Raw genomic sequence first — 15,699 nt, forward strand, 5'->3', positions numbered from 1 at the left:
AAAGGTGGACAAAGCATGACAGGTAGTAAAAGCTTTTTGTAATGGGTCAATTAAATTTTGGGGAAACACTCCCCAGGGGGGCAGTAAGAATGGATAATAACGACTTGAACAATCATTTTCGTACCCAGGTTCAGCCAGCTTTAGCAAGTAAACTCGCGGAGTTTCGCATGCTGGGAATTGATTCCGTTACGGAAAAGGAGCTTTGGAGATATTTAGTAAAGAAAAAGTGGAAAAAGGTAGCGAATGAATTGAAACTGTTCGAGATTGTCCAAGAAATTCTTTCTGTCAAGGTAAGCGACTATATTAGCTTTGCAACCATCGATGCCTATAAAACAGCTGAGTTTTCACTTGATGATGAAAATGAATGGAAGGAGCTTTTAAAATAAATTATTGTAATTTTCATTTTTTGGGCACTAGCAACTGACAAAATTCCCTATTTAAATTGACAGCTAATCTAACTTATTTCATAATGAAAGCATGACTTTTTAATTATTTTTAGAGGACTTATACGTAAAAGTGCTGATGCACATGTACTAAGGAGGAACAATACATAATGGTAAAGCGTAGCAGGATTATTGCTTTCTTTCTTGTGGTCCTAATCATAGGCAGCACAATGGGAGCAACAGCAAAGAACATCTTAAACAATATTAAACTGGGACTTGACCTCCAAGGCGGATTTGAAGTTTTGTACGAAGTTAAGCCAGCGGAAAAAGGTCAAAAGATTGACAAAAAGGTATTGACCAATACGGCTGAAGCACTCGATAAGCGGGTCAATGCCCTTGGGGTAAGTGAACCGAACATTCAAATTGAAGGGAATAACCGGATCCGCGTGCAGCTTGCCGGGGTTACGGACCAAAACAAGGCCCGTGAAATTTTGTCTACTCAGGCAAATCTTACCTTCCGTGATGCTAATGATAAAATCATGATGGGTGGAAAAGACCTAAAGCAGGGGGGAGCCAAGCAAACCTTTGATGAAAATGGATCCCCAAGCGTTTCATTAACATTAAACAGCGCTAGTAAATTCCGTAAGGTCTCAGAAACCATTATGAATTCTAACCCAAATGTCCTTGTCATTTGGCTTGATTTCGAAGAAGGAAAAGACTCTTTCAAAAATGAGGCAGTAAAACCGAATCCTAAATATTTATCTGCTCCAACGGTAAAACAAATATTTAATCAGGATACGGTTTCCATTGTCGGCAGTTTCACAGCAAAGGAAGCGAGCACTTTGGCTTCGCTGTTAAATGCCGGGGCTTTACCGGTAAAGCTTAAGGAAGTCTACTCCACTTCTGTAGGGGCGAAATTTGGGGAACAAGCGTTAAATGATACGATTCTAGCAGGAATCATCGGTGTCGCCATCATTTATCTGTTTATGCTTTTCTACTATCGTTTTCCTGGATTTATCGCTACCGTTACGTTATCGATTTATATTTATCTAGTTTTATTAATTTTTGATTGGATGAATGGGGTCCTGACCTTGCCGGGGATTGCCGCGATTATCCTCGGGGTCGGTATGGCCGTCGATGCCAACATCATCACCTATGAACGGATTAGGGAAGAACTTAAAGTCGGTAAATCGATTAAATCAGCCTTCGCAGCTGGTGAGAAAAATGCGTTTACATCGATTCTTGACTCTAACTTAACAACCATGCTAACGGCGGGTGTACTTTTCTTTTATGGAACAAGCTCTGTTAAAGGGTTTGCGACGATGTTAATCGTTAGTATCTTAATGAGCTTTTTAACGGCCGTTTACGGTTCCCGTTTCTTATTAGGACTTTGGGTCCACAGTGATATCTTTAAAAAGAAACCAAGCTGGTTTGGTGTCAAACAAGCTGATATTAGAAACATCGCTGATAATGTTGATACCTTAGACCTTCCTACTCGTTTCGATAAGCTTGATTTTGTGAAACATAGAAAGAAATTTTTCGCAATTTCTGGGATCCTAATTGTAGCCGGTTTAGTGATTCTGATTGTCTTACGTTTGAACTTAGCGATTGACTTTTCAAAAGGCACACGGGTAGAAATTTTATCTAAGTCCCCGTTAACCGCTGAAGAAGTGAAACAGGAATTTAAAAAGTTTGATTTAAATACAGATGATATTGTCATTTCTGGCGACAAAAAGGAAAGGGCAGCCGTACGATTTGTTGATGTGCTGAATAAAAATGAAATTGCTAAATTAAAATCAGCGTTTGATAAGAAATTTGGTTCAGAACCAAGCATCAGTACGGTTTCACCGACAATCGGGAAAGAGATGGCGAAAAATGCGTTTTACGCGCTTTTGATTGCCTCTATTGGGATTATTATTTATGTAAGTATTCGCTTTGAATTGTCGATGGCCATTGCTGCGATTGTTTCCTTGCTGCATGATGCGTTCTTTATGGTGGCTTTCTTCAGTATTACAAGACTTGAAGTAGACTTAACCTTTATTGCCGCCGTCTTGACGATTGTTGGTTATTCGATTAACGATACAATTGTTACCTTTGACCGGATGCGCGAAAATATGCACAAGAAAAAACGGCTTAAAACAGATGCCGATATTGCCGAAGTATTGAATGTAAGTATCCGTCAAACATTGACTCGTTCGATTAATACCGTTTTAACCGTATTAATTACAGTTGTTTGTCTGATCATCTTCGGTGGTGAATCGATTCGCAACTTCTCAATTGCCTTGTTTGTCGGCTTAATGGTTGGGGTCTATTCATCCATCTGTATTGCAGGACCGCTTTGGTATGTAATGAAGACACGGGAGCTTAAAAAGAAAGGCGTTATTAAAACCGAGAAAGAAAAGAAAAAATATTCGGATCAACCACAGGTATAATTTTTCCAAAAACCGCAGATCTTCTGCGGTTTTTCTTTAGCTAATAAGAAAGTGCATTACGTCTCTGCCTCTGCCTACGTCAATTGCCGAGTTATCTTTATGATTGAAAGCTGTCTTCTACTCCTGTATAATAATAAGGTCTGAGGGGTGAATGTACGCATGTTGAAGTCGAAAACAAGATGGATTGTTCGTAAATCTGATGAACAACTTGTCAAAATGCTCGAAAGTGAATTGAAAATTACACCTTTTGTCGCAGCATTGCTTGTCAACCGCGGCATAGATACCGTCCGTTCTGCACGGTCTTTTTTATTTGGGAAGGAAGAGTTTCACGACCCATTTCTTTTTAAAGGGATGGATTTAGCGGTTAAGAGAATTCATCAAGCCATCGAAAGGAAAGAACCCATTCTTATTTTCGGAGATTATGATGCAGATGGGGTAAGCAGTACTTCCGTTTTAATGATTACCCTTCGTGAATTAGGGGCTAACGTACAATTTTATATCCCTAATCGCTTTACAGAAGGTTATGGTCCGAATGAGACCGCGTTCCGCCATGCCGCGGAAAATGGAATCAAATTGATCATTACCGTCGATACAGGAATTTCAGCTATACATGAAGCATCGATAGCCAAGGAGCTTGGCGTTGATTTAATTATTACTGATCACCATGAACCAGGACCGGTTTTACCAGAAGCACTTGCGATTATTCACCCAAAGCTGCCCGATAGCATTTATCCGTTTCGGGAGTTGGCAGGGGTAGGGGTCGCCTTTAAATTAGCCCATGCCTTGTATGGTGAAGTGCCAGAGCACTTGTTAGAAATTGCAGTGATTGGGACGATTGCCGATTTAGTATCATTGAAAGGCGAAAATCGTTTAATTGCGAAAAAGGGCCTGGAAATGATGAAAGTAACGAAAAATATTGGCCTTAAAGCTATCCTAAAATTGGCCGGGGTCGACCCGATGTCTATAAATGAAGAAACAATCGGATTTACACTTGCACCAAGGATTAATGCCGTCGGCCGATTAGAGGATGCTGATCTGGCTGTTCAGCTTATTTTGACTGAGGATCCTTTGGAAGCAGAGAGCTTGGCAGCGGAAATGGATGCCCTGAATAAATCAAGGCAGTCAATTGTCAATGCGATTACGCTTGAGGCAATAGAAGAGGTTGAAAAAAACTTCCCGATTGACTCCAATAAAGTGCTTGTCATCGGCAAAGAAGGCTGGAATGCCGGTGTCATTGGGATTGTTGCATCGAGGCTTGTTGAAAAATACTACCGTCCAACGATTGTCCTTAACTTTGACCCGGAAAAAGGTGTGGCAAAGGGCTCTGCCCGGAGCATTGCCGGATTTGACCTTTTTAAAAATTTATCGACTTGCCGTGACATTCTGCCTCACTTTGGCGGACATCCAATGGCGGCCGGGATGACCTTGAACTTAGAAAACGTTGCCGAGCTACGATCGAGATTAAATATGCTTGCGAATGAACAGCTTAAGGAAGAGGATTTTATTCCGGTCACCTTTCTAGATGAGGAAATTCAACTTGAAAACGTAACACTTTCTTCCTTAGATGAAATGAGTTTACTTTCTCCTTTTGGAATTGATAATCCCAAGCCAAAAGTATTAATAAATATGGTTGATATTGCTACGATTAAAAAAATTGGCAGTGCCCAAAATCATTTAAAGATATTAGTTAATGGAAATGGTGCCAATCTTGATGGAGTAGGCTTTGGTTTAGGCCCATTGGTGGATCAGATTTCACCCGCATCAAAAATTTCATTAATTGGAGAATTATCTATTAATGAATGGAACAATAAACGGAAACCACAAATTTTTATCCATGATATCGCTGTCGACACGTGGCAATTATTTGATTATCGCGGGCAAACACGAATCAACGCGATTGCCAATACTGTACAGGCAGAAAACAGGAAATTCATTATTTTTAACAAGGATTATCTTGAAAAAATTAACACGAATCAGATCGGTGAGACGATTCTTATTCAAACTGTAGAAGAGGCAAAAGCCTTCAATAGTGAGAAGGAGAATATTGTCTTAGTTGATTTTCCATCGTCGAAAGAGTTGCTTAAGGTGTTATTTAAAGGGAAGCAGCCAGCGCGGATTTATGCTTATTTTTATAAAGAATCCAGTGATTTCTTCAGCACGATTCCGACGCGAGACCACTTTAAATGGTTTTATGCGTTTCTTTTAAAAAAGGGTCCAATTGACCTTAAACGTCATGGCGATGAGATTGCCAAACATCGCGGCTGGTCGCCGGAAACAATTAAATTTATGTCAAAGGTGTTTTCTGACCTGGATTTTGTTACAATAAACAATGGATTTATTACTTTGAAAACAGGAGCGCAAAAGCGTGACTTAACAGACTCGCGAACCTTTCAAATAAAACAAGCACAATATTCTCTTGAAAAGGATTTATTGTTTTCGTCCTTTCAGGAATTAAAAGGCTGGTTCGATCAAGTTATTCAAGAGTCGGTTGAAACTGAGGAGGCAATTACAGAATGGACTTAAAGCAATTTATCACCATTGTACCTGATTACCCTAAACAGGGAATTAAATTTAAAGATATTACCCCATTAATGAATAATGGTGAAGCATATAAATATGCAACGGACCAAATTGTTTCCTATGCCAAAGAGAAACAAATTGATATCATCGTGGGACCTGAAGCCCGCGGCTTTATTATTGGCTGTCCCGTTGCTTATTCTTTAGGATTAGGCTTTGCCCCAGTCCGTAAAGAAGGGAAACTTCCGAGAGAAACGATTAAAGTTAGCTATGGACTTGAATATGGACAAGATGTCCTAACCATTCATAAAGATGCTATTCAACCAGGCCAACGCGTATTAATTACCGATGACTTGTTAGCTACAGGCGGTACGATTGAAGCAACCATTCAATTAGTTGAGTCCCTCGGCGGTGTCGTAGCTGGTATCGCTTTCCTTGTGGAGTTAGGCTATTTGGAAGGCAGAAACAAGCTAAATGGTTATGATATTTTAACATTGATGCATTACTAAATTGATCATGTTCGAGGGCACCTGAAAGGCGGGTGCTCTCTTTGTATAAAAAGAAAAGCGGAAGCGCCCGTTTAGCAAAGTCCACTAGTTGCTGGGAGCTGGACAAGTATCATAGTAAAAAGATATTTTTCGACACTAATTTCTTAATTTGCAGAAAAAAACTCACATTCTCTTTACATCTTCGCTATTTTTCTCGATAATAGTAACAATCATTCTAATTTAGGAACGCTTTTTGGGAATGGGACATTTATATAATAAAATGAGATGAAAATAAAGGTGATTTCATGGCGAATGATCAAGTGTTAACAGCCGAGCAGGTCATCGACAAGACGCGGAACTACTTAAATGAGGAGCATGTTGAATTAGTTGTAAAAGCATACGAATTCGCAAAGCATGCTCACCGTGAACAATATAGAAAATCAGGAGAACCATACATTATTCATCCCATTCAGGTTGCAGGAATATTAGCTGACTTGGAGATGGATCCTGCAACGGTCGCTGCTGGTTTTCTCCATGACGTCGTTGAAGATACGAATGTATCCTTACAGGATATAGAGGATACTTTTAACAGTGAAGTGGCGATGCTTGTCGACGGCGTAACCAAATTAGGGAAAATTAAATATAAATCGCACGAGGAACAACAGGCGGAAAACCACAGAAAGATGTTCGTGGCAATGGCCCAGGATATCCGGGTTATTCTGATTAAGCTTGCTGACCGTCTGCATAATATGCGGACACTGAAACATCTTCCTGTCGAAAAACAGCGCCGGATTTCAAATGAAACACTTGAAATTTTTGCCCCATTAGCACATCGTCTTGGTATATCTAAGATTAAATGGGAGCTGGAAGATACAGCATTAAGGTATCTAAATCCGCAGCAATATTACCGAATTGTTAACTTAATGAAAAAGAAGCGTGCGGAACGTGAGCAATACCTTGAGGATGTTATCAAAGAAGTGAAGGACCGAATGGGTGAAGTATCCATTAAAGCAGAGTTGTCGGGCCGGCCAAAGCATATTTATAGCATTTATCGAAAAATGGCTTTGCAAAATAAGCAGTTCAGTGAAATTTATGATTTACTTGCCGTCCGTATTGTTGTCAACAGTATTAAAGATTGCTATGCGGTGCTTGGGATCATTCACACGTGCTGGAAGCCTATGCCAGGCCGCTTCAAGGACTATATTGCGATGCCGAAGCCGAATATGTATCAATCCCTGCATACAACGGTAATTGGACCGAAGGGCGACCCGCTTGAGGTCCAGATTAGAACCAATGAAATGCACCGGATTGCTGAATTCGGGGTAGCGGCGCACTGGGCATATAAAGAGGGCAAAGAAGCAATTAGTGAAAGCACCTCCTTCGAACAGAAATTGACATGGTTCAGAGAAATCCTTGAGTTCCAAAATGATACCGCCAATGCGGAGGAATTTATGGAGTCATTGAAAATTGACCTATTTTCCGATATGGTTTTCATATTTACCCCAAAGGGTGATGTCATCGAATTGCCATCCGGCTCTGTTCCGATTGATTTTGCCTATCGAATCCACTCGGAAATAGGTAACAAAACAATCGGGGCCAAAGTGAACGGGAAAATGGTCACGCTTGATTACACCCTAAAGACGGGCGATATCATTGAAATTCTTACATCGAAACATTCCTACGGCCCAAGCCAGGATTGGTTGAAGCTTGCCCAAACCTCACAGGCGAAAAACAAGATTCGGGCCTTCTTTAAGAAGCAGCGCCGCGATGAAAATGTCGATAAAGGCAAAGAGTTGGTTGAAAAAGAAATCAAAAGCATGGATTTTGATATAAAAGAAATTTTAACAGCCGATAATCTGAAAAAGGTTTGTGAAAAATTTAATTTCTCTAGTGATGAAGATATGTATGCGGCAGTTGGTTATAATGGTGTGACAGCGCTGCAGGTCGCAAATCGGTTGACCGAGAAATGGCGCAAAAAGCGGGATAGTGAGCAAAGTGCAAGCATTACCAACGCCATTACCGATTTAAAAACCTTTCCGTCCACGAAAAAGCGCGAATCAGGTGTGCGTGTATCCGGAATCGATAATTTATTAATTCGGTTATCCAGATGCTGTAATCCGGTTCCAGGTGATGAAATCGTTGGCTTTATTACAAAGGGACGCGGTGTTTCCGTTCATCGTTCCGACTGTACGAACATCGATTCGAACGATGCCCAAACACGATTAATTCCGGTTGAGTGGGAATCGTCTTTAAATGATCGTAAAGAGTATAATGTCGATATTGAAATTAGCGGGTATGATCGAAGAGGGCTGCTGAATGAAGTACTTCAAGCCGTAAATGAAACGAAAACAAATATTTCTGCTGTCTCAGGGAAATCCGATCGTAATAAAATGGCAACGATTAGCATGTCAATTGCGATTCACAATGTGAGTCATTTGCAGAAAGTTGTCGAACGGATTAAACAAATTCCGGATATTTATTCTGTCCGCCGAATAATGAATTAAGGAGTTTCAACATGCGTGTAGTTGTTCAACGAAGTAAACAGGCTAGAGTAACCGTCGCCGGGGAAGTAACTGGACAAATATCAAAAGGACTTGTCCTGCTTGTTGGGGTCACACATGAGGACAAGGAAGAAGATGCGGCATACTTAGCCGATAAAATCGCTAATTTACGTATCTTTGAGGATGCTGATGAAAAGATGAATTTATCTTTATTGGATGTTGGCGGTGAAATTCTTTCCGTTTCTCAATTTACCCTTTATGGGGATTGCCGAAAAGGGAGAAGGCCAAACTTCATGGAAGCGGCCCGCCCCGAGCAGGCGCTTCAACTTTATGAGGCTTTTAACATGATACTGCGTGAAAAAGGTATCCGGGTTGAAACAGGCAGGTTCGGTGCGATGATGGATGTCGAACTGACCAATGACGGGCCAGTGACAATTATTCTAGAGAGCAAGGGATAAAAAGGCTTGGCACACGAATTGCGTGCCAAGCCTTTTTGCTAATTCACCTTAAAATACCTAGCTAGTCCATCGAATAAGCCGGAAGCTGCATTTTCTTGAAAGGTGCTGCTATTTAAGGTAATTTCCTCTTGTGGATTACTTAAATAGCCAAGCTCCATTAGGACTGCTTTTTGGCTATTTTCTCGAATCACATGAAAATCACCAAAGCGAACGCCGCGGCTATTCAATTTCGTTTGCCCAATTGTTGAAGCAAAAAGAGTATCAGCAAGTGATTTCTGATAGGAATAATAATAGTAGCCAGTCATTCCACGGATGCTTCGATCTAAATTACTGTCATAATGCAGGCTGATAAAGGCATCCGCATTGATAGAACTGGCTGCATTTACACGGGATGGCAAAGGTAAATACGAATCATTATTTCTCGTCAGATAGACATGTGCACCAGCAGCGCTTAATTTATCATACAAAAGCTGCGCTGTCCGAAGTGTCAGCTCCTTCTCTAATGTTCCGGTTACACCTGTTGTCCCGTTATCCGCACCGCCATGTCCTGGGTCAAGAACGATGGTTTTATTTTTAAGATATTCTTTGGGTCCTGACTTCTCTATCTGTGCATTCGTGCCGTTAATAGATACAATCCAGCCGGCAGCATACCCTATTTCTCCATTCTCCAGCTTTAGTTCATACCAGTCATTCACGATCCTTATAACAGAAAAGGTATCTCCCGCGTTAGCCCTGAGCGCGACAGCTGATTGTACATTCGGTCCTGTTCGGATATTTGTGCCGTTATGTAAGATGGTAACGGTACTTTCCTTCACAGCCTGTCCAGAGGGGGATACTGCTGTTGTTTTTTCAAGATACCATCCGGCAATCCATCCGAAACTACCAGACTTGTATTCTATTTTTGCCCAATTATTACGCTCTTCCAAAATGGTGAAAGTTTGTCCCATATTTACAGTTCCAACGATGGTTGAATTTAACGATGGGCTTGAACGGACACTAAGACTATTGGCGGTTACTGTTCCGTTAACACTGTTGGAATCTTTCTTAGGGATGTCCTTTGTCGGCCCGGTTTGGCTGTCAATAAACTCAGAATTGACCCACCCTTTTAGATTTGAGAAACCAATTTCCATCCAACTATTTTGTTTGGAAAAAATCGTCACGGCAGTCCCGTTTATTAGTTTTCCAATCACAGGGCTAGATGATGATGGTTCGCTTCGAACGTTCAAGGTATCGCCATTCACGACACCTGCGCTTGTTTGATTAGAGGCAGATGACGAAGGAGCGACAGTTTTTGACTCCTCATCCTTTGTAACAAGCCAATTAACTACCCAGCCTGTCTTACCAAATGATAATTGAATCTGGATCCAATCATTATTTTCTTGGACAATCGGATACTTTTCTCCCCGTTTTGCTATTTTTACAAGGGGGTAGCTTAAGCCAGGGCCGCCGCGTACATTAACAAAATCCGTGGAAATCGTAATCGAACCTGCCGCCGCACTACTTTTTCCTTGAGGCAGGAAGACTCCGGAAATTAGAATAATAGATAATAGTAGTAAACTAAACCTTTTGGCCATTAACACCCTCCTTTACTATTAATTTCATTTTAGCTTAAAAATTGCTGAAAATCATTCCTAAATTGCTAAAATTGACCAAAAAATCTAAAGAATCCTCATCTTTCATGCAAGTTTTTCAGTATTGGTGGAAATAATAAATCATATTGAAGAAGGGTTGAGGTGATTAGGAATGAGAGCGAGTGAAAAAGGAATGAGCGTCCAATCCATGGACGGACGGCTATTCGGCGTTGATTTTCATGATTTTATGCAAAAAGAACAGCATGCTACTTCGTTTGAGCTGGCATCTGAATTTGGATTATCAATCGGGGATGTCAGAAAGTTAAAAAAACAAATGGAGAGATCATAAATCGCGCTTGACATTAGCGGGGATGCTCCGTATTATTAATAAAATAAAATGAAATATTCGGATATAACCATTGATGGAGCATAGTAATTAAGCAAAACCATGAAAAGAGAGGAAATGCCTCAGCTGAAAGCATTTCTACATGGATCTTAATGAATGAACACTCCGTAGGCTTCTCTCTGAAAAAGCCCCGCTTTAGTAGGAGAAGAACGTTGCAGGCGTTAACTGTTAAAGAGGGAGTGCACTTGAATTCGGGTTTCAAGGCGCTTCAACTAGGGTGGCACCGCGGGATTATGAAAACTCTCGTCCCTTGTATTTATACAAGGGATGGGAGTTTTTTGTTTTTAAAGCGGAAGCTTCCTTAGCGCGATGCCCGCTAGCCGCTGGAGCTAGGCAGTGTTCGAAGTTAAAAGTTATATCTATTTTTTAGAAGTATTTACATAAAGGATTTTGAAAAGAGGAGGAATTCCACCATGTCAATAAGTATTCCCAGAGGCACGCAGGATATTTTACCTGGAGAGGTTGAAAAGTGGCAGCTGATTGAGGCTAAAGCGCGCGAGCTTTGTGAGAACTATCAATACAAAGAAATTAGGACCCCGATTTTTGAACACACCGATCTTTTTTCAAGAGGAGTAGGCGATACCACCGATATTGTCCAAAAAGAAATGTACACCTTTGAGGACCGGGGGCAGCGAAGTCTTACGCTTAGACCTGAAGGAACGGCTGCTGTTGTTCGCTCGTTTGTTGAAAAGAAAATGTTTGGCTATGCCAACCAGCCTGTCAAGCTTTATTATATGGGGCCAATGTTCCGCTATGAACGGCCGCAGGCAGGGCGCTTCCGCCAGTTTGTCCAATTTGGAGTCGAAGCATTAGGAAGTAATGACCCGGCCATTGATGCTGAAGTCATTTCGTTAGCGATGAACTTGTACAAAGAAATGGGCTTAAAGAAGCTGAAGCTGATTATTAACAGTCTTGGTGACAAGGAGAGCAGAACTGCTCACCGGGAAGCGTTAGTCAATCACTTTAAACCGAGAATCGGCGAGTTTTGCCATGATTGTCAAAACCGTCTCGAAAAAAATCCGTTACGAATCCTCGATTGTAAGCAGGATCGTGACCACGAATTAATGGCATCCGCGCCATCGATTCTTGATTTTTTGAATGATTATTCTAAAACCTATTTTGAAAAATTACAGCAGTATTTAACTGGGCTTGATATTCCCTTTGAAGTGGATGCCAATTTAGTGCGCGGCTTGGATTATTATAATCACACCGCCTTTGAAATTATGAGTGATGCGGAAGGATTCGGTGCGATTACCACCTTATGCGGCGGCGGCCGTTATAACGGGCTAGCGGAAGAAATTGGCGGTCCTGAAACACCTGGAATCGGCTTTGCCTTAAGTATTGAACGTTTTATTGCTGCACTTAACGCAGAGGGTGTTGAGCTTGAAATCAATGAAGGCATTGATTGCTACTTAGCTGCCCTTGGGGACGAAGCGAAGGATTACTCCGTCGGATTGTTGCAGCAGCTGCGTATGGCAGGTTTTTCAGCAGAAAGAGATTATTTGGATCGAAAAATTAAAGGGCAATTTAAAGCCGCCGATCGTCTGAAAGCAAAGTATGTCGCTGTTCTTGGCGATGAAGAGCTTAATAATAATAAAATCAATGTGAAAAATATGGCTACAGGTGAACAAGTCGAAATCGATTTAGGTTCATTTATTAAACAATTTCAAGAGTTACAGGGATAAGGGGAGGTTAAATAGATGTTTGGCAGATCATATTTTTGCGGGGAAGTTCCAGAGTCCTCTGTTGGTGAAAAGGTAACATTGAAAGGCTGGGTTCAAAAACGACGTGACCTGGGCGGATTGATTTTTATCGATTTGCGTGACCGGTCAGGAATTGTTCAGGTAGTTTTTAATCCCGATTTATCAATGGAAGCACTGCAAACGGCTGAAAAAATTCGCAATGAATTTGTGCTTGATATTGTTGGAACCGTTGTTGCCCGTGACGCTTCAACCATCAATGAGAACCTAAAAACAGGGAAAATTGAAGTCCAGGCGGAAAAAGTAACGATTATTAATGAAGCAAAAACACCACCATTTATGATTTCTGATAAAACAGATGCTTCAGAGGATGTGCGCTTAAAATATCGTTACTTAGATTTCCGTCGCCCGGTTATTTTTGAAACCTTAAAAATGCGTCACCAAGTGACGAAGCAAATTAGGGATTTTCTCGATGGTGAAGGCTTTTTAGATATCGAAACACCTATTTTAACAAAAAGCACTCCAGAAGGAGCGCGCGATTATTTAGTTCCAAGCCGTGTCCATCCAGGTGAGTTCTACGCACTGCCGCAATCACCACAGCTTTTTAAACAGCTGCTTATGGTTGGTGGTATTGAACGTTATTATCAAATTGCCCGTTGTTTCCGTGATGAGGATTTACGTGCCGACCGTCAGCCTGAATTTACGCAAATTGATATCGAGACAAGCTTTTTAAGCCAAGAAGATATCATGGCAATGATGGAAAAAATGATGAATGGTTTGATGAAGGAAGTAAAAGGGGTAGAGGTTCCTGCTGCTTTCCCGCGGATGACCTACGACGAAGCGATGAGCCGTTACGGTTCTGATAAACCAGATACTCGTTTTGGTTTGGAGCTTGTTGACCTTTCTGAAATCGTCAAGGATTCAGGCTTTAAAGTGTTTGCAGCGGCAGTTGCTGGCGGTGGTCAAGTGAAAGCGCTGAATGTAAAAGGTGCTGCTGACAAGTACTCCCGTAAAGATATTGATGCCTTGACAGAGTTTGTTGCTGTCTATGGGGCAAAGGGTCTTGCATGGCTCAAAGTGGATGCGGAAGGCTTGAAAGGTCCAATTGCGAAATTTTTCTCCGAGGAAGATGGACAAGGACTCAAGGCTACTCTTGAAGCATCAGAAGGGGATTTGCTTCTGTTTGTTGCTGACAAAAAAGGTGTTGTCGCCGATGCCTTAGGGGCACTTCGCCAAAAGCTTGCTAAAGAGTTAAATCTAATCGACCAAAGCTTGTTCAATTTCTTATGGGTTACGGACTGGCCTTTGCTGGAATATGACGAGGAAGAAGGTCGTTATTACGCTGCCCATCACCCGTTTACAATGCCGTTTAGGGAAGACCTTGAATACTTAGATTCAGACCCTGGCCGGGTTCGGGCTCAAGCCTATGACCTTGTTTTAAATGGCTATGAGCTTGGCGGCGGATCACTCAGGATTTTTGAACGTCCTATTCAAGAAAAAATGTTTAGTATTCTTGGGTTTTCACCTGAGGAAGCCAAAGAACAGTTCGGTTTCCTTATGAATGCGTTTGAATATGGCACTCCGCCACACGGAGGAATCGCCCTCGGTCTTGACCGTTTGGTTATGCTCCTTGCCGGAAGCACCAACCTTCGGGATACGATTGCATTTCCAAAAACCGCAAGTGCAAGCTGCTTGTTAACGAACGCGCCAGGCGAGGTTTCTGAAGCACAATTAAAGGAATTAAACTTGTCACTAAATGTTAAAAAATAACAAGAATTCGCTTTCATGAAACCTTGATTTGAGTTTTTTAATATGCTATTATTAAGTCAATCAAAGAAGAGTCCTGAAATGTACGTTGTGTTATCTGAAGTTTTGACCGAACATGATTTATTGGGAGTCCAGGGTTTCCTGATTGCGTAAATGCCCCACCCTTTTACGGGTAAGGGGACTTACAATACCAGGAATAGGACACCCCCCTGCGAAAGTAGCGGGCTCAAAACTTTGGAATTATGAGCGACGGCATGATTGGGACTCTTTTCTATTTTAAAAATCAACCTCCTGGCTTTGGCTGGAGGTTTTATTTTGCTGTTAATTGTATTATTCCTATAAAGCTGCTTGTTTTTAATGGCGTGTATGATATATTTTTAATCGGGAAAAAGAAACGTAAGAATTTAATAAATTGGAGTGAACATCATGCTGCATCAATTTTCTCGTAACGAACTTGCCGTTGGCAAAGAAGGCCTAGATATCATGAAAAATAGCACCGTTGCTGTCTTAGGAATCGGCGGTGTTGGATCATTTGCGGCTGAAGCACTTGCTCGTTCAGGAGTGGGCCGCTTAATCTTAATAGATAAAGACGATGTGGATATCACAAACATCAACCGCCAGCTGATTGCCCTGCTTTCAACAGTCGGCAGACCAAAGGTTGAAATCATGGAAGAGCGGATTAAGGATATTAATCCAGATTGTGAAGTCATCTCTTTAAAAATGTTTTATACGGAAGAAACCTATGAAGAAATTTTCGATCATAAATTGGATTTTGTCGTGGACGCCTCTGATACGATTGTTTATAAAATCCATTTGATGAAGGAATGTTTAAAAAGAAATATCCCGATCATTTCGAGCATGGGTGCGGCCAATAAAATGGATCCAACCCGTTTTAAAATTGCCGATATTTCAAAAACCCATACGGATCCGATTGCAAAGGTCATCCGCACAAAATTGCGTAAGGAACGAATCCATAAAGGTATTCCTGTTGTTTTTTCCGATGAAAGCCCAATTGTAATTCGTGAAGATGTTCGCAAAGAGGTGGGTAACGAAAATGCCGCTATTCGTAAAGCGCAGATGCCCCCAGCATCGAATGCTTTTGTGCCATCGGCTGCCGGGTTAATCATGGCGAGCTATGTGGTTATAGAGTTACTGAAGGATATTAAGATTTACCGTGTTTCGGATGAGAAATAGAAATTGTGGGAGCCCTGGACTTTATAAGTTTAGGGTTTTTCTAAATATGTTTTCATCGGGCGAAGGGCATACGAGAGGTTTTTTGTGATTGAGACTAGAATATTTATTCTGCAAGAAATGAACCAAGTTCCAATTGACATAAACGAGTGGAAAACACACCCTTTCGGTAAAAGGAAGAGTGCTCCATTTACCGAAAAGCAGAAAAGAGAGCTTCCTCGGTAAAAGGATGGGTGCTCCATTTACCGAAAAGCAGAAAAGAGAGCTCTCTCGGTAAAAGGAAGA

The 15,699-nt window shown here is 41.3% G+C and carries 11 protein-coding genes, 1 other RNA gene and 1 other annotated feature; of the genes, 11 read left to right on the forward strand and 1 reads right to left on the reverse strand.

What is annotated here, in order from left to right; genetic code table 11:
* Positions 1-89: 89 nt before the first annotated feature.
* The 6 genes from BSO02S_RS05915 to dtd all read left to right on the forward strand — a co-directional run bounded on the left by BSO02S_RS05915 (position 90) and on the right by dtd (position 8,779).
* A complete protein-coding gene (locus BSO02S_RS05915) occupies positions 90-386 on the forward strand; it encodes a post-transcriptional regulator (RefSeq protein ID WP_066063884.1) in 297 nt (98 codons plus the stop codon).
* A 167-nt stretch (positions 387-553) separates the two neighbouring features.
* Positions 554-2,815, forward strand: coding sequence for a protein translocase subunit SecDF (gene secDF / locus BSO02S_RS05920; protein ID WP_066063886.1), 2,262 nt, complete (start codon positions 554-556; stop codon positions 2,813-2,815).
* A gap of 159 nt (positions 2,816-2,974) precedes the next feature.
* On the forward strand, positions 2,975-5,338 hold the full coding sequence (gene recJ, locus BSO02S_RS05925; protein WP_066063888.1) for a single-stranded-DNA-specific exonuclease RecJ: 2,364 nt from the start codon (positions 2,975-2,977) through the stop codon (positions 5,336-5,338).
* Positions 5,329-5,841, forward strand: coding sequence for an adenine phosphoribosyltransferase (locus BSO02S_RS05930; protein ID WP_066063891.1), 513 nt, complete (start codon positions 5,329-5,331; stop codon positions 5,839-5,841). The genes recJ and BSO02S_RS05930 overlap by 10 nt, the downstream gene beginning before the upstream one ends.
* Positions 5,842-6,125: 284 nt before the next feature.
* Positions 6,126-8,324 carry a RelA/SpoT family protein gene (locus BSO02S_RS05935; RefSeq protein ID WP_066063894.1) on the forward strand — a complete coding sequence of 733 codons (2,199 nt, stop codon included), beginning with the start codon at positions 6,126-6,128 and terminating at the stop codon, positions 8,322-8,324.
* Positions 8,325-8,335: 11 nt separating this feature from the next.
* A complete protein-coding gene (dtd, locus tag BSO02S_RS05940; RefSeq protein ID WP_066063897.1) occupies positions 8,336-8,779 on the forward strand; it encodes a D-aminoacyl-tRNA deacylase in 444 nt (147 codons plus the stop codon).
* Positions 8,780-8,817: 38 nt separating this feature from the next.
* On the opposite strand, the gene BSO02S_RS05945 is transcribed toward dtd, so the two are convergent.
* Positions 8,818-10,353, reverse strand: a complete 1,536-nt coding sequence (locus tag BSO02S_RS05945) for an N-acetylmuramoyl-L-alanine amidase family protein (protein ID WP_066063899.1) — start codon at positions 10,351-10,353, stop codon at positions 8,818-8,820.
* Between the two features lie 169 nt (positions 10,354-10,522).
* On the opposite strand from BSO02S_RS05945, the gene BSO02S_RS27465 reads away from it, so the two are divergent.
* The 5 genes from BSO02S_RS27465 (at position 10,523) to BSO02S_RS05970 (ending at position 15,417) form a co-directional block, all read left to right on the forward strand.
* On the forward strand, positions 10,523-10,699 hold the full coding sequence (locus BSO02S_RS27465) for a hypothetical protein (protein WP_169802722.1): 177 nt from the start codon (positions 10,523-10,525) through the stop codon (positions 10,697-10,699).
* Between the two features lie 61 nt (positions 10,700-10,760).
* Positions 10,761-11,010: a binding site (T-box leader), on the forward strand.
* 159 nt (positions 11,011-11,169) lie between these two features.
* Positions 11,170-12,441: a histidine--tRNA ligase gene (gene hisS / locus BSO02S_RS05950; RefSeq protein WP_066063901.1), complete on the forward strand. Its 1,272-nt coding sequence runs from the start codon at positions 11,170-11,172 to the stop codon at positions 12,439-12,441.
* Between the two features lie 15 nt (positions 12,442-12,456).
* A complete protein-coding gene (gene aspS / locus BSO02S_RS05955; RefSeq protein WP_066063904.1) occupies positions 12,457-14,226 on the forward strand; it encodes an aspartate--tRNA ligase in 1,770 nt (589 codons plus the stop codon).
* A gap of 67 nt (positions 14,227-14,293) precedes the next feature.
* Positions 14,294-14,492: non-coding RNA, 6S RNA (gene ssrS, locus BSO02S_RS05960), on the forward strand.
* A 157-nt stretch (positions 14,493-14,649) separates the two neighbouring features.
* Complete coding sequence (locus BSO02S_RS05970; protein WP_066063910.1) at positions 14,650-15,417, forward strand: tRNA threonylcarbamoyladenosine dehydratase; 768 nt, start codon at positions 14,650-14,652, stop codon at positions 15,415-15,417.
* The last annotated feature ends 282 nt before the right edge of the window (positions 15,418-15,699 follow it).

Source organism: Neobacillus soli NBRC 102451, assembly GCF_001591665.1.
GTDB classification, from domain to species: domain Bacteria; phylum Bacillota; class Bacilli; order Bacillales; family Cytobacillaceae; genus Neobacillus; species Neobacillus soli.